The 19,559-nt window shown below is 45.4% G+C and carries 17 protein-coding genes; 10 read left to right on the top strand and 7 right to left on the bottom strand.

What is annotated here, in order from left to right; all coding sequences use genetic code 11:
* The first annotated feature begins 8 nt into the window (after positions 1-8).
* Positions 9-593 (top strand): sugar O-acetyltransferase, encoded by a 585-nt coding sequence (locus DWX33_RS04850; protein WP_057317191.1) that lies wholly within the window; start codon positions 9-11, stop codon positions 591-593.
* A gap of 80 nt (positions 594-673) precedes the next feature.
* Here the strand turns inward: DWX33_RS04850 and DWX33_RS04845 are convergent, their stop codons facing one another.
* Complete coding sequence (locus DWX33_RS04845) at positions 674-1,567, bottom strand: AraC family transcriptional regulator (protein ID WP_122379932.1); 894 nt, start codon at positions 1,565-1,567, stop codon at positions 674-676.
* A 168-nt stretch (positions 1,568-1,735) separates the two neighbouring features.
* Here DWX33_RS04845 and DWX33_RS04840 point away from each other — a divergent pair, with 168 nt between their 5' ends.
* From DWX33_RS04840 to DWX33_RS04820, 5 genes are all read left to right on the top strand, one after another.
* Positions 1,736-2,512, top strand: coding sequence for a DUF1080 domain-containing protein (locus tag DWX33_RS04840; protein WP_005854859.1), 777 nt, complete (start codon positions 1,736-1,738; stop codon positions 2,510-2,512).
* 21 nt (positions 2,513-2,533) lie between these two features.
* Positions 2,534-3,697 carry a Gfo/Idh/MocA family protein gene (locus DWX33_RS04835; protein ID WP_005854857.1) on the top strand — a complete coding sequence of 388 codons (1,164 nt, stop codon included), beginning with the start codon at positions 2,534-2,536 and terminating at the stop codon, positions 3,695-3,697.
* A gap of 69 nt (positions 3,698-3,766) precedes the next feature.
* Positions 3,767-4,681: an endonuclease/exonuclease/phosphatase family protein gene (locus DWX33_RS04830; RefSeq protein ID WP_122379931.1), complete on the top strand. Its 915-nt coding sequence runs from the start codon at positions 3,767-3,769 to the stop codon at positions 4,679-4,681.
* Positions 4,682-4,711: 30 nt separating this feature from the next.
* Positions 4,712-6,193 (top strand): Gfo/Idh/MocA family oxidoreductase, encoded by a 1,482-nt coding sequence (locus tag DWX33_RS04825; protein WP_005864916.1) that lies wholly within the window; start codon positions 4,712-4,714, stop codon positions 6,191-6,193.
* A 2-nt stretch (positions 6,194-6,195) separates the two neighbouring features.
* The gene (locus tag DWX33_RS04820) at positions 6,196-7,011 is read left to right on the top strand and encodes a sugar phosphate isomerase/epimerase (RefSeq protein ID WP_044544664.1); all 816 of its coding nucleotides are present in this window, start codon (positions 6,196-6,198) and stop codon (positions 7,009-7,011) included.
* 137 nt (positions 7,012-7,148) lie between these two features.
* Here DWX33_RS04820 and lon read toward each other — a convergent pair whose 3' ends face one another.
* The gene (gene lon, locus DWX33_RS04815; protein WP_005854849.1) at positions 7,149-9,620 is read right to left on the bottom strand and encodes an endopeptidase La; all 2,472 of its coding nucleotides are present in this window, start codon (positions 9,618-9,620) and stop codon (positions 7,149-7,151) included.
* 88 nt (positions 9,621-9,708) lie between these two features.
* Between lon and DWX33_RS04810 the strand changes: the two genes are divergently transcribed.
* Positions 9,709-10,422, top strand: a complete 714-nt coding sequence (locus tag DWX33_RS04810; protein WP_036612898.1) for a tRNA1(Val) (adenine(37)-N6)-methyltransferase — start codon at positions 9,709-9,711, stop codon at positions 10,420-10,422.
* Here DWX33_RS04810 and DWX33_RS04805 read toward each other — a convergent pair.
* On the bottom strand, positions 10,407-11,378 hold the full coding sequence (locus DWX33_RS04805; RefSeq protein ID WP_005854843.1) for a diacylglycerol kinase family protein: 972 nt from the start codon (positions 11,376-11,378) through the stop codon (positions 10,407-10,409). The genes DWX33_RS04810 and DWX33_RS04805 overlap by 16 nt on opposite strands.
* Before the next feature lie 198 nt (positions 11,379-11,576).
* On the opposite strand from DWX33_RS04805, the gene DWX33_RS04800 reads away from it, so the two are divergent.
* From DWX33_RS04800 to DWX33_RS04790, 3 genes are all read left to right on the top strand, one after another.
* Positions 11,577-12,764: an aminotransferase class I/II-fold pyridoxal phosphate-dependent enzyme gene (locus tag DWX33_RS04800; protein ID WP_005854840.1), complete on the top strand. Its 1,188-nt coding sequence runs from the start codon at positions 11,577-11,579 to the stop codon at positions 12,762-12,764.
* Positions 12,765-12,938: 174 nt separating this feature from the next.
* Complete coding sequence (locus DWX33_RS04795; protein WP_009018220.1) at positions 12,939-14,429, top strand: regulatory iron-sulfur-containing complex subunit RicT; 1,491 nt, start codon at positions 12,939-12,941, stop codon at positions 14,427-14,429.
* Entirely contained in the window at positions 14,350-14,922 is a 573-nt protein-coding gene (locus tag DWX33_RS04790) for a gliding motility lipoprotein GldH (protein WP_029257204.1), read from the top strand. Before DWX33_RS04795 ends, DWX33_RS04790 begins: the two co-directional genes overlap by 80 nt.
* On the opposite strand, the gene rodA is transcribed toward DWX33_RS04790, so the two are convergent.
* From rodA to mreC, 4 genes are read right to left on the bottom strand one after another with little or no spacing between them, the layout of a single operon-like run.
* Entirely contained in the window at positions 14,882-16,327 is a 1,446-nt protein-coding gene (gene rodA / locus DWX33_RS04785; protein WP_005854836.1) for a rod shape-determining protein RodA, read from the bottom strand. The two genes, DWX33_RS04790 and rodA, sit on opposite strands and share 41 nt — an antisense overlap.
* Complete coding sequence (gene mrdA / locus DWX33_RS04780; protein ID WP_122379930.1) at positions 16,317-18,185, bottom strand: penicillin-binding protein 2; 1,869 nt, start codon at positions 18,183-18,185, stop codon at positions 16,317-16,319. The genes rodA and mrdA overlap by 11 nt, the downstream gene beginning before the upstream one ends.
* Complete coding sequence (gene mreD, locus DWX33_RS04775; protein WP_005864903.1) at positions 18,175-18,693, bottom strand: rod shape-determining protein MreD; 519 nt, start codon at positions 18,691-18,693, stop codon at positions 18,175-18,177. Before mreD ends, mrdA begins: the two co-directional genes overlap by 11 nt.
* Positions 18,686-19,540 carry a rod shape-determining protein MreC gene (gene mreC, locus DWX33_RS04770; protein ID WP_122379929.1) on the bottom strand — a complete coding sequence of 285 codons (855 nt, stop codon included), beginning with the start codon at positions 19,538-19,540 and terminating at the stop codon, positions 18,686-18,688. The genes mreD and mreC overlap by 8 nt, the downstream gene beginning before the upstream one ends.
* Positions 19,541-19,559 lie beyond the last annotated feature (19 nt).

The raw sequence follows: 19,559 nt of genomic DNA, 5'->3' as shown, positions 1-19,559 counted from the left end.
AGAAACATATGAAGACAGAAAAAGAGAAAGCGGCGGAAGGTCTATTATACAACGCGAATCATGATAGTGAGCTTCAAGATGAGATGAAAAGAGCGAAATGCGTCCTTTTCAAATACAACCAATTGCCCCCCGACCAAGAGGAAGAAAAAGATCGGATTCTAACCTCTTTTCTAGGCAAGAAAGGGAAGAACACCGTTATCCTATCCCCTTTCCAATGCGATTATGGCTATAATATCGAGATTGGGGATAATTTCTTCGCCAACGTGAATCTCGTTATCTTGGATGGAGCGAAAGTTCGTATCGGCAATAACGCATTCATCGCCCCGAACGTAGGCATCTATACCGCCGGCCACCCTTTTGACGTAAAGCAACGTAATGAAGGTCTGGAATACGCTTTTCCCGTGACTATCGGCGATAACGTATGGATCGGTGCGCAAGCCTGTATCCTTCCGGGGGTGACCATTGGCGATAACACGGTAATCGCCGGAGGAAGCGTCGTAACCAAAGATATTCCGGCCAATGTTATAGCCGCCGGCAATCCCTGCCGTGTAATCCGGGAAATAACGGAAGCCGACCGGAATAAATACCGCTAGCCCTAAGCTCCCGTTTAGGGTATCCCTAAGCCCTCGTTTAGGGCAGCCCTAAATTCCCGTTTAGGTTCATCGTAAATATCTCACTTCGGTAACGAGTGCCGGTAATCCTTGGGTGATGTCCCTATTATCTTCTTAAAGATACGGCTGAAATAGTAGGGATCGTCAAAGCCCAGTTTCAAGGCGACTTGATTGATCTTCATATTCGTATGTAATAATAGCTGGCAAGCCCGGTCTATTTTCATATGTAAGAAATAATTCATCGGAGCATAACCGGTTTCCTTGAAGAAAAGCCTGTACATATAAGATTCCGAATAGCCGAAATGAGAGGCCAATTCCTTTAATGTCAATTTATTCTCCAGATTCTCCGTCATGAAGTGGGTCGCCAAACTAATAAAGAACGTATTCTCCGCCTTGCTTTTGGAGAATTTAGCCTCCCTATACGTCTTCACATAGAGGAAAGAGGCGATCAAATGATTGAAACTTAAATTGACGTAATTAACCGTAGCCTCATCCGTCCCGCTCTCCAACACGTTCAATAGTTCATCGAAGAAGGCGATACGGTCGCCGATACGGGAATTATCATCCATGTCGATCGGGATCACCCCTTGCAGTTGATCGCTGATATACTTCGCCTTTTTCCCTTTAAAATGTGCCCAATAAATATACCAAGGATCATGCTCGCTCGAACCATATTGATGGGGCTTCTCTGCCGGGAGGATGAAAAAATGATTCTCGGGTACGACATATCGTTTTCCATCCAACACGTACCAACCCTCTCCTTTGGTGCAATAAATTAAAAGATACTCTCCACAACCGGACGCACGATCAATATAATGGCTTTCCGCCTTCGGAAAATACCCCATAGAGTGTACGACCAAGTCCGCGACCAACGGGTTGTTCAACGCTTGTTCTATAATGTAGAAAGGATAGACAATCAACCGCTGACCGGAAAAACCATGCTTTATTTTCGCCATAAACCAAAACTTTTAGATGGTTACTGAATAACGCAAAGATAATCCATTTTTTTTAGCTAGATACTCTATTATCCAAATCCTTTATGTGCAGTATTTTTGCCAATGAACAAATAAACCATATCAAATGGCGTTATCATAAGGAGATAATCAAACTAAATATTCTAACAGATGAAAAAGATCGTATCTATTTTTCTAGTAACCATTTACGGGATGTGTATGGTTGCATGTGGAAGTCGTTCCTCATCCACGGAAGTAAAAGATAATGTATTAACTGAGGAGGAAAAAGCGGAAGGCTATACCTTGTTATTCAATGGCAAGGATTTTACCGGTTGGAAAATGTTCAACGGGGGTGATGTCAAGGGATGGCAGGTAGAAGACGGGGTGATCGTCGGCTACGGAAACGGTGGTGACGTGATAGCGGATACTACGATCAAGGTAAGTACCGATATCGTTACCGTTAAGAATTACCATAATTTCCAGATCAAATGGGACTGGAAAATCGGAGCGCAAGGAAACTCCGGATTCTTATATCACGTACAAGAAGGACCTAAATACAAAGCTCCTTTTGAAACCGGCCCGGAATACCAGTTGATCGATGACGATAACTATCCTTGGGTCAGCGAGACCGGAAAAGAGGGATTGGAAGACTGGCAGAAAACGGGTTGCAACTACGCTATGTATGTACCGGAAACCAAACAGGTGAACCCTCCGGGAGAATGGAACTCCTCTATGGTACTTTACAAGGATGGATATGTTGAGCACTGGCTGAACGGAGAAAAACTTTTCTCTTTCCAAGAAGGGTCCGAAGATTGGAAGATGCGTCGTTATAGCGGTAAATGGGAAGCTTTCCCCGATTACGGTATCTCTACCACCGGTAAACTTTGTTTTCAGGACCATGGTAGTAAAGTATATTTCAAGAATGTGAAGATTAAGGATTTAGACTAATTGTATTAAGAAATCAATGCCATGAATAGAAAAGAATTCTTTAAAGTATCGGCCGCGGCAAGTCTTGCGTCACTACTATCACCCCTTTCCGCCTATGCGGAGAAATTCGAATCGGAAGGTAAAAAGGTGAAAGTAGCCGTTATCGGTTGCGGAAGTGTATCTACCCAATATTTTCCCCATATATCGAAATGCCCGTATGTAGAAATCGTGGCTTGTTGCGATATCAAACCGGATCGTGCTCAAAAGGCGGCCAAGCAATATAATATACCTAAATGGTACAAGCATATCGATGATATGCTTAGTGGTTCCAAGTTCGACTTGATGCTTACATTGACCGATATGCAGGTTCACGGAGAGTTGAACCGTAAGGCATTGATGGCGGGAAGAAATGTCTGGAGCGAGAAACCTTTGGCGAATTCCTATAAGGAAGGTAAAGAATTATACGATCTCGCTACTAGCAAGGGGCTTCGTATCTGGGGTGCGCCTGCCGTTGTAAACAGTCCTCAATTTGCCTTTATGGCCGAACAAATCAATAAAGGAACCCTAGGGAATCTGGCATGCGCGCACGGACATTACGGACATGAAGGTCCTTCTTGGTCCGCTTTCTTCTACGAACCGCTAGGTGGCAGTATGCCCGACTTAGGAGTCTATAACATCGCTACCCTAACCGGATTATTGGGACCGGCTAAATCCGTTGTTGCCATGACAACAATCGTAACCCCGGAGAGAACCGTAGACGATAAAGGCAAGATCAAAGTTCGAGAAGAAGATAATGCCATGATTATCATGGAACACGAGAAGGGAGTTCTTTCTCATATCGAGTGTGGTTTCAACTATTTCGATCCATACGGACATTTAGGTAAAGGACAGGAGAAAGCGACGATCTCCTTATACGGTTCACACGGCAATATGCATATGGTAGGTTACGACTGGGCACCGAACGGGGTGGACTTATCGACGATGGATCATCCGGTACCCCAACGTTTCGTTCCGGACACCAATGGCTATGTTTGGCAAGAAGGTGCTTCCGATATCAGCAAACACATGGCATTAAACACGGAACCACGTATAAATGTCGAGCATGCGTTACACGTATTAGAGATTATCGAGGCCGCCCGAAAATCACAAGCTACAGGTCAACGCATCCAGCTTGTATCGAAGTTTCCTTGGCCGATGGTAAAATAAATTAAGAAGTCTTAGTAGTGAAAAGAACGGGACATTTAATATATTTGTTCCTGTAAATACCAGAGAAACATGAGGAAGATAAGTGAAATTTTATGCTGCGTAGCCATACTTTGTTGTGCATTGAGCGCATGTAGCGACAAGCCGGCAACGGTAAAAGTCAGTAGTTTCAATATTTGGTTGAATACCCTAGGGGGAAAGCTTCCCCCTAGCCAGACAGCGAAAGTGATCGAGGCTAGCCAGACGGATATCGTAGGAATCCAAGAAGGGCATATCTATGAAGAAGACGGCATCAAGCACGATCATGTGCCGGAAATCGCGGAATCCCTAGGTTTCCACCTTTTCAACCAAGGGGAGGGACATTATATCTTATCTCGTTATCCGGTCGTTGACAGTACGGCTTCCCGCTACGGGGTGAAGATACAGGTAGGCAAAGACAAATTCTGCTGGATGTTTAATTGCCATCTATATTATATCCCGTATCAGCCTTATCAATTGAATGGGATTCCTTATGGCGATTATCCGTTTATCGATACCGAGGAGGAAGCTATCCGGTTCGCCAACGAGGCCCGACGTGAAGAAGTAACTCGTTATCAAAAAGATATACAGCAAGTCATGAAAGAAGGTTATCCTGTCTTTTTAACAGGAGATTTTAATGAGCCTTCTTTCTTGGACTGGACACAACGGGCCGCCGATGCCGGTATCCACAAGATCAAGGTGGAGTGGCCGGCAACCAAGGCTTTCTCTGAGATCGGGATGAACGACTCCTACCGGACAATCCATCCGGACGAGATCTCCACACCCGGCTATACATGGACTCCCGTTCCTAGCGAACAAGAAATACTAGACCGTCTGGATTTCGTACTATATTCCGGATGTAAGGTAACAGACTCATTTATCACAGGCGAAAGCGAGGCCACCTCGGACGTGGTAGTCTCCCCTTACCCTTCAGATCATAGAATGGTAACCTCCTGTTTCAATTTCTAACAGCAACTACTAAAAAACAAATTATACAACATGGAATCAAGAAGAGATTTTCTGAAAAAAGCAGCCGTAGCGGCAGCTGGTCTAACAATCGTCCCCTCTAAAACGATCGCTGGATTAGGCCATAAGGCACCAAGTGATACAATGAATATTGTCGGTATCGGTATCGGTGGTAAAGGCCACCCGAACTTGGTCGGCATGAAAACCGAGAACATCATCGGGCTTTGCGATATCGACTGGAAATACGCGAAGAACTGCTTCGAGGAATTCCCGGACGCAAAACGTTATTGGGACTGGCGAAAGATGTTCGATGAGTTGGGCGACCAGATCGACGGTGTCATGGTAGCTACTCCGGACCATACTCATGCCACGATCGCAGCCACGGCCTTGACAATGGGGAAGCACGTATATTGCCAAAAGCCGCTTACCCACTCCGTTTACGAGAGCCGTTTATTGACAAAACTCGCCGCTAAATATAAGGTAGCGACCCAGATGGGTAACCAAGGGAACTCCGGCGATGGTGTCCGTCAATTATGCGAATGGATCTGGAACGGAGAGATCGGTGAAGTAAAAGAAGTACACGCATGGACCAACCGTCCGATCTGGCCGCAAGGATTACAGCGCCCGACCGAAAAACAACGTTGTCCGAAGACGATGAATTGGGACTTATTTATCGGCCCGGCCGCCATGCGTCCGTTCCATGAGATCTATACCCCTTGGAACTGGCGCGGATGGTGGGATTTCGGAACCGGAGCTTTCGGAGATATGGCTTGCCACGTGCTCGACCCGGTTTATCAATCCTTGAAGTTAGGTTATCCGGATCGCGTACAAGGCCGTTCTACCCAGATCAATACGGAATCCGCTCCTCAATCGGAGGTGGTAGAATTCCGCTTCCCGGCTCGTGACAATCTTCCAAAAGTAGCCTTACCGGAGGTGAAAGTATATTGGTACGATGGCGGTATGCTTCCTCAGCGTCCGGACTTATTACCGGATGGCGTAGATATGATGCGTGACGGTTTGGGTGGATGTATCTTCGTAGGTACTAAAGACACGTTGATCTGCGATTGCGGAGGTTTCAACTCCCGGTTATTATCCGGCCGTGTACCTCAAGTAACCCCCTATTTGCGCCGTATCCCGAACGCTACCGGATACTTTGACGGTTTCCATGAGCAAGACTGGATCCGTGCTTGTAAAGAATCGCCGGAGAACCGTGTGGAAGGAACTTCCAACTTCGCTTATTCCGGACCATTCAACGAGATGGTGCTATTGGGTGTATTAGCGATCCGTCTACAAGGCTTGAACAAGAAATTGATGTGGGACGCCCAAAACATGCGTTTCACCAATATATCCTCTTCCGACGTATTGAAGATCGTAACCAGCGATGATTTCAAGGTGATAGACGGTCACCCCTATTTCGATACGAAATACGCGGAGTTCAATGCGCTAGAGGCTGCCAACGAATATATCAGACATACCTATCGTGAAGGCTGGAGCCTTCCGGAAATGCCGGTATAAGTATGAAACGATATATTATATTAGCACTATGTACGGTCATGCTCCTTGGGCAGGCCGTACAGCTGGCGGCGCAAAAAGCGGACTGGAAGGTGGGTATACAGACTTGGACTTTCCACAATCTTACGTTGATGGAGACCTTGGATAAGACCCAACAACTGGGCATGGGGTATGCGGAGGCTTTCTTTTTCCAAGAATTGGGCGCTCCGTTCCCAAAAGAGACGTATTTAAATTACGACTTGAGCGATGACGACTGCGCTTTATTACGCCATGAGTTCAAGAAAAGGGGAATCAAGCCGATCGCCTTTGGTGTAGCCTCTTATGGGACTAACGAGGAATGGGATAAGTTCTTCGCGTTCGCTCATAAAATAGGCGCGCATATCGTGACTGTCGAACCGGAGTTAAACCAGTTAGACTACATCGAATCCCTCGCCAAGAAGTACGATATGGAGGTAGCGATCCATAACCATCCGAGTCCATGCATTTACGCAAGTGCCGAGGTGGTAGAGAAAGCGCTGAAAGGCCGTTCTTCCTTGATGGGAGTATGCGCCGATATCGGCCATTGGAAACGGGTGGGTGAAGATCCGCTCAAAAATCTCCAGAAGTTATCCGGACGCATCAAGGTGGCACATTTGAAAGACCTCACCGACAAGATGGAAGACGCTACATGGGGAACCGGGATCTTACCGGTAAAAGCGTTCGTCAACGAGCTGAAGCGTCAGCATTTCAACGGGCTTATCTCCATTGAGTACGATGATTTCAAATCCGATATCCAAGAGATACGCAACAGCTTGGAATTCCTACGGAAATGCTCTAAATAGAAGTATACGCTTCCCTTAAAAACACCTATATCGGCGTAGGCCCACACGTATATACGTATAGGCTTACACCGATATTAATATGGGCCTACACGTATATACGTATAAGCCCACACCTATATATGCCTAAAAAGTCGTTATCAGAACAAGGGATTATCCACCTTTTCTCTCAGCAACGCAAGATCTACCACCTGTTGAATATCACTCACATAATGGAACACCAAGCCTTTCAAATACTCCGGTTTGATCTCATTGATATCCTTCTCATTCTCCTTGCAAAGAATCAACTCCTTGATCCCGGCACGTTTAGCCGCCAAGATCTTCTCCTTGATACCACCTACGGGAAGCACTTTCCCACGCAACGTGATCTCGCCGGTCATAGCCAAGTTCTTTTTCACCTTACGCTGAGTAAAGGCGGAGACAAGAGAAGTCACCATCGTTATTCCGGCACTCGGTCCGTCTTTCGGGATCGCCCCCTCCGGTACGTGGACATGCACATTCCAGTTCTCGAACAACTCCTCGTTGATATTAAACTGAGCCGCATGCGCATGGATATACTCAAGTGCCAACATGGCAGACTCTTTCATCACATCTCCCAGATTCCCGGTCAAAGTAAGCTTTGACCCCTTACCTTTACTTAAGCTCGACTCCACGAAAAGAATCTCACCACCAACAGCCGTCCAAGCTAATCCCGTAACCACGCCGGCATAGTCATTCCCTTGATATTTATCGCGGGAATATTCGACCGCCCCTAGATATTCATACAAATCCTCCGGCTTAATGCTCGTCGGGATAGGCTCGTCGCTAGCGACCTTACGGGCTAGCTTACGCATGATTTTAGCGATTTTCTTATCCAATTCCCGGACACCGCTCTCGCGTGTATAGGCTTCAACGATCACTTGTAAGGTTTTCTTGGGGAATTTCACGGAACCTTTCTTCAAGCCGTGTACATCCATCTGCTTAGGCACGAGATGCTTCGCTGCGATCTCTACCTTCTCCTCCATGATATAACCGCTCACCTCGATCAGTTCCATACGATCCAGCAATGGCTGGGAAATCGTATTCAAATTATTAGCGGTAGCGATAAACATCACCTTGCTTAAATCGTAATCGATATCCAGATAATTATCGTGAAACGCGTTATTCTGCTCCGGGTCCAAGACCTCCAATAAAGCGGATGCCGGATCCCCCTTGAAATCATTCGTGATCTTATCGATCTCATCTAAGATAAAGACAGGGTTCGATGTTCCCGCCTTCTGTATATTCTGGATGATACGTCCGCACATAGCACCGATATAGGTACGACGATGTCCGCGGATCTCGGCCTCATCGTGCAATCCACCTAAAGAAACACGTACATATTTGCGGCGCAAAGCCTCTGCGATGGAACGCCCCAATGAAGTCTTGCCGACTCCCGGAGGACCGTACAAACAGATAATCGGAGATTTCATATCCCCTTTCAGCTTCAATACGGCCAGATGCTCGATAATACGCTCTTTCACCTTCTCCAAACCATAATGATCACGATCTAAGACCTTCTGGGCATGAGACAAGTTGAAATTGTCCTTACTATACTCGTTCCACGGCAAGTTAACGATATTCTGGACATATTGCGTCTGTACGGAATAATCCGGAGATTGCGGATGCAATCGTTCCAATTTTCGCAATTCCTTCTCAAAGACCTGCGCTACCTCGGCAGGCCATTTCTTACGACTGGCTTTCTCCCGTAATTCTTTTATCTCCAACTCATTGATATTCCCGCCCAATTCCTCTTGAATGGTCTTGATCTGCTGTTGAAGGAAATATTCTTTTTGTTGTTGATTGATATCCTCATGCGTCTTCATCTGGATGGAAGCTTTCAACTCCACCAGCTGATACTCGCGGTTCAAGATAAAAAGTAACCGATACGCACGCTCTTTTAAGTCCCCGATCAATAACAATTGCTGTTTCTCGGCCGATCCACTCGGTATATTGCTACAAGAGAAATTGACCACATACAAGACATTCTTATTATTCTTGATCGAGAAGATCAAATCCCGGGGAGGTTCAGCCACGGCCCCAAGCATCTTGATGGTCAAATCCTTGATCGTTGAGATCAAAGCCTCGAACTCGCGGTCTGTCTTGTCCGGCTTCGTGTCCTCCAACACGGTGATCTTACCGGAAAGATACGGATCTGTCTCGGTCAACTCATTCAATTCAAAACGTTTCTTACCTTGAAGAATAACAGTAGTACTACCGTCCGGCATCTCTAAGACACGAACGATGTCAGCGATTACCCCGGTTGTATATAAATCCTCTAAGATAGGATCTTCCGTACCCATCTCTTTCTGGCAAACAACTCCGATCAAACTCTTTTTATGTACAGCCTCTTTAATCAGGCGCATCGATTTAGGACGCCCGATAATCACCGGCAAGGCAACACCCGGAAAGAGTACCATATTCCTTAACGGAAGAATGGGTATAGTGTCTCCAACTTTCTCTATTCCTTCTGTGAAATCCTCATCTACATCGCATTCTGTAAGAATTGGCATTACGATACCAATATTGTCATCCAAGTCATCAAACGAATTCTGGCAAAATACTCTCGTCTTTTCTTTCATATATACATTCATCATTGTATATGTTAATACAATAAACGTGCCAAAGTTACAGCTTTTCATTCAATTCTTACTAATTTCGCGGCATACAATCGATAGAGATATGGCAAATCCTTATTTTCAATTCAAGAAATTTACGGTATGGCACGATAAATGTGCCATGAAAGTCGGAACGGATGGCGTTTTGCTTGGGGCATGGGCTAGCACAGAGAGATGTCAGAGGATTTTGGATGTGGGAACCGGAACGGGATTGATCGCCCTCATGCTGGCGCAGCGTAGCACCGCGATTTTAGACGCTATCGATATAGATTCAGACGCATGTTTACAAGCTCAGGAAAACATCGCGAAATCGCCTTTCGCCAACCGGATACAAGTCTATCAAACCTCGCTCTCCGAATATATGCCGGATGAGAATATCAAATATGACTTGATCGTATCCAACCCACCCTATTTTATTGATTCATTGAAATGCCCGGATACTAAACGTAATCTAGCCCGGCATACGGATACTCTATCTCTCCCGGATTTATTGCGTGATAGCCGCAAACTGTTGGCACCCGAAGGAAATATCGCCTTGGTGCTTCCCTTCGAGCAACGGGAGTCTTTAATAGACATCGCTCGAGAAGAGTCTTTGTCTCCATCGAGAGAAGCCCACGTTTCCCCCATACCGGACGCCCCTCCTAAGCGTTTATTAATAGAACTCTCAGCGACGCCGGTAGCAAAGCCCAAGTCGTCTCATCTGACCCTAGAAATCGAGCGGCATCGATATAGCGAAGAATTCACCGCTATAGCTAAAGACTTTTACTTGAAAATGTAAGGAAGCTTTTTATCGAAGAAGCGAGTTACCTCGTCAAATAAATTATGTACCTCCTTGGTGAAAGACACAACCTCCGGAGTCAGCACATGTAAGGCTTTTGGTTCCACCGTAATATCGATACGGCGATCTGCCATGATCGGTTCTCCATCCAAGTGCATCACGCCCGGATGTTGGCGAATAATCGTGACTTGCTGGGCTTTCATCGTCTTAATCTTACTATTCCGATCAATCTGTTTGGTAAACAATTGAATGGCCAAAGGAGCGATATCCAATGGCATAAAAGGGGATAAGATCGTAACGTCCATCCGTCCGTCCTGTATATTCGCGTGCGGAGCGATAAACGCATTATTACCATATTGCGAAGCATTCGCGCAAGCGACTAGAAACGCCTTCTCCTTGATCGTCTGATTATCCACCACCAATTCATAAGGCTCAGGCTTATAGCTCAGATACTCCTCTATCGTATTCTTTATATAAGTAAGAGAGCCGCGCCGTTTCTCATTCGCGAATTTCTGGCTGACGGCGGCATCAAAACCGACTCCACAGGTACAGAAAAAGACCTGTCCGTTCGCCCGGCAGCAATCTATCGTCGTAACATGCCCTTTCGCGATCAGATCGATAGCTCTTTTCACGTCCATCGGTATGTGCAATTCTCTAGCTAAGCCATTGCCCGAACCTTTCGGGATGATACCTAAGATCGCATTCGAATGGATCATAGCTCTCGCTATCTCATTCACCGTCCCGTCACCGCCTACCGCCAAAATATATTCAGCTCCTTCCTCTATGGCTTGCCGAGTCAACTCGCTGGCATGGCCTGCATACTCTGTAAAAGAAATGTTTAACGAACAGTTCTTTTTCGAGCAGATCCCTTCGATCATCTTAGGTATCTTGCGCTTCGACCCTACACCTGATATAGGGTTTATGATAGCTTGTACTTTTATATCCCGTTCGCTCATCCTCACTTCTTCTTTTTTATTTGAGAGGACAAAAATAATGCTTTTATAAAACTTTTAAAGCATTTCGACTACTATAAGTTATTTTTTTACTACTTTTGCGGCTGGATTTGCCGAAACATGGGATTATGTACGCGGCGAACCTGTGTTCTTTATTAGAATAAATAAATAGCGAGATAAATCATTCTCTTTTATAATAATATGAAACTTTTACAAGAGAAACTAGCAAAGTACGACGCTCCTCAAAGAGCCATGGCAATGGGAATCTATCCTTACTTCAGGGAAATCCAGAGCGATCAGGACACGGAAGTTCTAATCAGCGGGAAGAAAGTCTTGATGTTTGGTTCTAATGCGTACTTAGGATTAACCAATCATCCTAAAGTAAAAGAAGCAGCGATCGAGGCCATTAAAAAGTATGGTACAGGTTGTGCCGGCTCACGTTTCTTAAACGGAACGTTGGACTTACACCTCCAGTTGGAAAAACGTTTAGCAGAATTTGTTGGTAAAGAAGACGCCATCGTATACTCTACAGGTTTCCAAGTTAATCTAGGTGTTGTATCCTGTATCACCGGACGTGAGGACTATATCCTTTGGGATGAGTTGGATCATGCATCCATTATCGAAGGACATCGTCTTTCTTTCTCCACGAAATTGAAATTCAAGCATAACGATATGGACTCCTTGGAGAAACAACTCCAGAAATGCGAGCCAGACAAGGTGAAACTTATCGTTATCGACGGTGTCTTCAGCATGGAAGGTGATGTCGCTAAATTACCGGAAATCGTAGCTCTCGCAAAGAAATATAACGCAAGTGTAATGGTTGACGAGGCTCATGGTATCGGTGTATTCGGTGATCATGGCCGCGGTACTTGTAATCACTTCGGCGTTACGAACGATGTTGATTTGATCATGGGAACTTTCAGTAAGTCTTTCGCTTCTATCGGTGGTTTTATCGCATCGGACGAACCGGTTATCAATTACTTACGTCACCACTCCCGTTCCTATATCTTTAGCGCAAGCAATACGCCTGCCGCTACTGCCGCAGCGAACGCGGCATTAGATATCATGTTAAGCGAACCGGAACGTATCCAACATTTATGGGATTTGACTCATTACGCATTGGATGGTTTCCGTAACATGGGTTGTGAGATCGGACATACTTCTACCCCGATCATCCCGTTGTTTATCCGTGACAACGACTTGACATTCCTTATCGTAAAAGAATTATTTGAGGCCGGAATCTTCGTAAACCCGGTAGTAGCTCCCGCAGTTGCTTCCGAGGATACACTGATCCGCTTCTCCCTTATGGCTACCCACACGAAAGAGCAACTAGATTACGCTTTGGAGACAATCCACAAGGTATTCAAGAGCCATGGGTTGGTAGACTAATCGTGTAAATATATAAGAAAAGGCCCGAAGGTTAGGTATAACACCTATCTTCGGGTCTTTTTTTATAACTGAAAAAATCATAACTATGATTTTGAATGGGAATAAATCACTATTTTTGCATATTTAGATAAATTGGGTGGTTATGTCGATGGCCCTCTTACAAATTAAAAATAAATGGATTTCATATTAGATAAAGGAAGTAGCCACATGGGCTGCAAAGGTTGCAGCAAAAGGCAAAACAATAAACTGAATACCTATGATTGGTTGTGCGATGTACCCGATGCGGAAGGCTCGACTGATTTCGTAGAGGTTCAATTTAAAAATACCCGCAAAGGGTATTACTTGAATAGTGCTAAAATACCTTTGGAAAAAGGTGATATAGTAGCCGTAGAGGCAAGTCCCGGTCATGATATCGGTACGGTTTCTTTAACGGGTAAATTGGTTCTGCTGCAAATGAAGAAGAACAATGTGCGCACGGAAGCCGAGCCTAAACGGATTTACCGAAAGGCAAAACCGACCGATATCGAGAAATATGAGGAAGCAAAAGCAAAGGAACATGCCACCATGATTCGCTCGCGGCAAATCGCGGCCGATTTAGGATTGAATATGAAAATCGGTGATGTAGAGTATCAAGGTGACGGTAATAAGGCGATCTTTTATTATATAGCGGATGAACGTGTAGATTTCCGTCAACTAATTAAAGTGCTAGCGGAGGCTTTTCGTGTTCGTATCGAGATGAAGCAGATCGGTGCTCGTCAAGAAGCCGGACGTATCGGTGGTATCGGCCCTTGCGGTAGAGAACTTTGCTGTTCCAGTTGGATGACAAGTTTTGTATCGGTCGCTACCGGAGCTGCCCGTTATCAAGATATTTCCATGAATCCCCAGAAATTGGCCGGACAATGCGCTAAATTGAAATGTTGTATCAATTATGAGGTAGATACATATGTGGAAGCCCAGAAACGCCTTCCTTCCCGGGAAATTGTCTTGGAGACCAAAGATAATAATTACTATCATTTCAAGACGGATATTTTCAAACGGGAAATTACCTATTCTACGGATAAATCATTTGCGGCTAATCTTATCACGATTCCGGCAAGCCGTGCTTTCGATGTCATTAACATGAATAAGAAAGGCATGAAGCCGATATCTCTAGAGGCGGATACGAAGCCACAACCACCGAAACGAGACGCTCAAGATATTCTTGGGCAAGAAAGCGTCACACGTTTCGACTCTGTTAAAAAGAAAAAGAAAAAACGTCCTGCCAACAAGAATAATGGCGAGAACAATGGAAACGGGAACGGAGCTAACACCACTGCGACGGCAGTTACCAACACCGACGCACCTGTTTCTGAGAATAAGAACAACGGAGGAAACGGAGCCGGTGGCAATAATCGCCGCAACGGAGGAAATAATAGGAATAGCAATCGTGAGAATAACCGGGACAGAGAGAATAACCGGGAGAATAACAAAGATAATAGCCGGGAAAACAGTCGGGAGAATCGGGAGAACAACCGAAACAATCGCCCGAAACAAAGGCCGAGAGCTAATAACGATAAGCAATCCAACAATGACAAGCCTGCGAATAATGACAAACCTCAGCAACCGATCAAACAGGCCAGACCTGATAAAACGGAGAATAGGCCAGAGACAAAGCCTGAGGCTTAAAAAGTTCATTGCCGCCTGTGTAACATGCTTCTTATGCTTCTCTTGCGAGAATGAAGCTGTATACGATCAGTATCAAGCTATCCAGAACACCTCGTGGGAGAAGAATAAGGAGTACTATTTCACTTTCTTGATTGAGGATATATCGGTTCCGTACGACCTAACCTTGGAAGTACGGAACAATAATATGTATCCGTATCAGAACCTATGGGTATTTTGCAGCGAGGAACTTCCGATAGGTCCTTTAAAAAGGGATACGATCGAATGTATGTTAGCTGATGAGTTTGGGAAATGGTATGGGGACGGGATCTCCCTGTTTCAATCCAGTTTCCCGATACGGTCTGCTTACTATTTCCCCGTTAAAGGGCAATATACCTTTAGCTTCCGGCAGGGGATGCGTAACGACCAACTTCCGGGCATTCAGGAAATCGGCTTACGGGTCTTACCTTCTTCCACTAACGCTCCTTCCGAGAAGCGTCCAAACGAAGAAAAATAAACAATAAGATCGTAAATCCCCAAAGCGAGGAACCTCCATAGCTAAAGAAAGGCAAGGGAATGCCGATAACCGGAGTCAATCCCGTCACCATGCCGACATTAATCGCCAGATGGAAAAAGAATATGGAGGCTACGCTATAGCCATAGACTCGCCCGAAAGCATTATCTTGCCGCTCCGCCAATACAATCAGACGAAGAATAAAAAGTCCGAATACGATCAATACGGCAGAGGCTCCCAAAAAGCCTTGCTCCTCGCCTACCGTACAAAAGATAAAATCCGTATCCTGTTCCGGCACATACTTCAATTTGGTCTGCGTCCCATTCAAGAATCCTTTTCCGGATAATCCTCCGGAACCGATAGCGATCTTGGACTGATTCACATTATACCCCGCCCCGCTTGGATCATCCTCCAAGCCTAAAGAGACTTTAATACGAATTTGTTGGTGAGGTTCCAATATGTCATTAAACACATAATCCACAGAAAATAGGAAACAGATAGAACCTAAAGCGAACAGAGCGATTAACGCATAATGCCATACCCAGTTTCGAATGGATAAATAGAATAAATAGATTGACGCGGCTCCTACCAAGCCTATCGATATCCAAGCGAAGTTTACCGGGACAAACAAAGAAACGACATACCCGATCAAGAATGTCGAAGCAATTCCCCCAAGCATGATCTTAACGCTTATATAATCCTTACGGACACTCCCAACTAATCCCATGGTTATTAATAAGACAAGGCAAGAGACGATTAATTCACCCAATGGGGTAATACCCACCATCACCTCTGAATATTTCATTCCCGTAACGAAAAAGACGACCGCACAAACTCCTATCAACAAAATATATCCAGTCATTCCTTCCCGGTATAACATCAGGAAGAATGCCAAGTAAACCAATGCCGACCCCGTCTCTTTCTGTAAAAGAATACAAACCATCGGCAAGAAGATCAAGAACAAAGTGATTGAGAAATTCTTGACCGTCGTTAGCTTAAAGCCATAGCCATTCATAAACTTCGCCACGGCCAAAGCGGTAGCGAACTTAGCCAACTCCGCTGGTTGCAAACGGATAGGTCCCAATACGAGCCAAGAATGCGATCCCTTGATATTAGGTGCTAAAAATATAGTGGCGATCAACAATACGATCACGCACGCATAGATCAGATAGGCGAATATATCGAAGAAGTCACTTTCCAGCATCAATATGACGAAAATAAGGGCGAGTGAGGTACCGATCCAAATCATCTGCATCCCCGGACGGCCCGACGGGTCGAACAAGCCAACGTTATCAAACTCGTAGCTCGCCCCACAAATACTAAACCAACCGGCGATTACCATAATCAAATACAACAAAATGGTAATCCAGTCTACCGACTTCCATATTTCCGTTTTCCTATAGCGCATTGTTCGGTAGTATTACGGCATTCATAATATATTCCTCCGTCGCCTTGTTAGCCTCGGATATTTCTCCTTTCAAATATTTCTCCAACATCAATTTACCGATAGGCACCGCATAGGTAGCACCGAATCCGGCGTTTTCCACAAACACGGCAATGGCGACCTTCGGCTTTTGATAAGGAGCGAATCCCATAAAAATAGAATGGTCTTTACCATGCGGATTCTCCGACGTTCCCGTCTTTCCACAAACCTCGATATCCGGTAAAGCCGCCCCACGACAGGTTCCACCATAAGCGGTTCCCGTAACAGCCCCTCGCATACCCTCGGCAATATAACTATAATAATGTGTATCCACCGATGTATAATGCCTCTTACTATATAACGTATCCAGCGGAGTGTCTTGGATCTCTTTCACGACATGCGGAGTAATATAATATCCCCGGTTAGCGACAGTAGCCGCCAAATTACAGATTTGCAAAGGCGTAGCCAATATCTCACCCTGACCGATAGCGATCGAGATAACCGTACTGGAATTCCAACGTCCCCGGTACACCTTATCGTAGAACTTACTATTCGGAATGAACCCTCGCTTCTCCCCCGGAAGATCGATTCCCAGCTTATAGCCATATCCCATTGAGACCATGTGGTTCTTCCAAACCTCAAAAGCCTCCTGTACCGACGGATATCGCTTCCGGCTGTCGATCATATCATGCAGTCCCCAAGGGAAAAAAGAGTTACAAGAGGTCGCCAACGCCCCGACCAGATTCAGAGGAGACGGATGCCCGTGACAAGCCGGCTTACCTCCCCGGAAGGTATATCCATGCGCACAGGTATATTGAGTTTCCGGAGTAATCACCCCTTCTTGCAAGAAGATCAAACCTTGGGTTGGTTTAAATGTAGATCCGGGAGGATATTGCGCCATGAGCGGGCGGTTGAACAGAGGTTTCAACGGGTCCTTTTGCAAAGCCACGTAGTTCTTTCCCCGTTGGCGCCCGATCAAGATACTCGGATCATACGTAGGAGCGGAAACCATACAAAGTACCTCCCCTGTCTCCGGCTCTATCATCACGATACCCCCTAATTTATTCTGCATTAATTTCTCCCCATAGGCCTGTAAATCCATATCCAAGGATAATTTCAAGTTCTTGCCGGACTCCGGCTGGATGTCGTGCCGACCTTCCTCGTATCGTCCCTTGATACGTCCGTGAGCGTCACGCAACAGGATCTCCACCCCTTTCACGCCCCGCAAATATTCCTCGTACGATTGCTCGATCCCGGTCCTGCCGGAGTAATCGCCTTGTGTATAATAAGCGTCATTCTCTATATCTTTCCGGTTTACCTCACCGATATTTCCCAGCACAAGAGCGGCATTGGGATACTCGTATTGGCGGATCGTACGATTCTGGATATAGAACCCGGGAAATTTATATAACTTCTCCTGCAACACGCCATATTCTTGTGCGGAAAGCTGATTCATAAAGACTTGAGGTACATAGGAAGAATAACCGGGATTTAACCGCCGGTTCTTAATATCCGCTATACGTTTGAGGAATTGCTCTTTCGTGATGCCCAGCACATCGCAGAAATCGAGGGTATCGAAAGGCTGTATCTCACGCATGATGAGCATCACGTCGTAAGCGGGCTGGTTATAGACCAATAATTTACCATTACGATCGTACATCATACCCCGGGAAGGATATAAGGTTTTTTTCAAGAAAGCGTTGCTATCCGCCCAAGCTTTATAATCGTTGTCGACCACTTGAAGGACAAACAAACGGATAATAAAGATGATAACCAACAGGATCACCGCCCCACTTAAGACATAGCGCCTGTTCTCAAACTCAAACTTGGTCTTATTCTCCACTTTTCTGAGACTCTATATTGAATGCTTCTACCGTACAAATCAATAAGGTTGTCATCACCACGCTCGAGAGGATACGGACAACCAGAAACAACGGGTCAAATAAAGTCAACGACTCAATCACAAAAAGAGTCGTATGTTGTATCAACACAAACGATAACACATATCGGAAAAAGCCTCCGAAACCAAAGGTCTTATAAGACGGGTAAATACCTTCCGGCAAATCTTTCCCCATGAATACACGGATTAACGGCTCCCTGCAAAATCCCGCCAATGTACAGGCGGCCGCATGCATACCCGGTGTGTTGCTGAACGTATCGATAACCACCCCGGCTATGAAAGAGAAGAAAACGACTTGCGTCCGTGAGCTACCGACTGGCATCTTAATGATGAAATAGAGATACAGAAACGGGGTAGCGATCCGCAAGAAATGAATGTTGTTCAAGATCAAGACCTGAATCAACACAAACACCACGAAATATATGAAACCACGCAGTAAATTATTAATCATTTCTCTTCGCCTCTTGTTCTACACCTATTTGCTCCGCCTGACGGAAATTCTTGATGATACGTACGTTGTTCAACGCCTGAAAATCCGTAGCCAGCTCAACCTGTAATGAATAGAAATTATCATCGTGTTGTTTCTCGAAATCAGCGACCGTACCTACGATAATACCCGAGGGGAATACGGCGGAGTAACCGCTCGTCACGATCGTATCGCCTTTCTGGAACTCCACATGGCGCGGCAACTCATCGAGGTTGGCGTACAGCGTATTGCGTCCATTCCAGCTTAATGACCCGAAATAACTACTACCTAATACCTTACAACTCAACCGGAACTTAGGATTCAGCAACGGAATGATCACGGAGAAATGATCGGAAACCGTCGATACGATACCAACCACACCTCGTTCCGAGACAACTCCCATATCGGGCATGATCCCATCCAGCTTCCCTTTATTCACGGTAATATAATTGGACAAATGCGTAACACTGTTGTTCACGACATCCGCCACGACAAACGAATAAGGAAATTGCTCCGTCGAATCCGGTGCGAATCCCTTAAAACTAACCGTATCCGCAACCAGCGCATCTAATTGATCTTGCAGATCCAGCATTTGCAATTCCAACTGTCCGTTACGCTCCAATAACTCCTTATTGATATCCCGAAGATTCAAATAAGAAGTGACAGATCCGGAGATCGAGGCGATATATCCTGTCACGACATTCGCTGAGCTGAATATAATATTCCGTTGGTACGCGTTATTACGATAGACCAACATCAACGAAACAGCCTCAAGCAGAATGAACAAAAACCAATGCCTCTTCCCGATCAGGAACTCTAGTAACTTACGCATAGGAATTGAAAACTGAAAG

The sequence above is a fragment of the Parabacteroides sp. AF19-14 genome (assembly GCF_003635485.1).
In the GTDB taxonomy this organism is placed as follows: Bacteria; Bacteroidota; Bacteroidia; order Bacteroidales; family Tannerellaceae; genus Parabacteroides; species Parabacteroides distasonis.
Note: the sequence above shows the minus strand (reverse complement) of the source record. Positions and strands in the feature narration are given on the sequence as shown.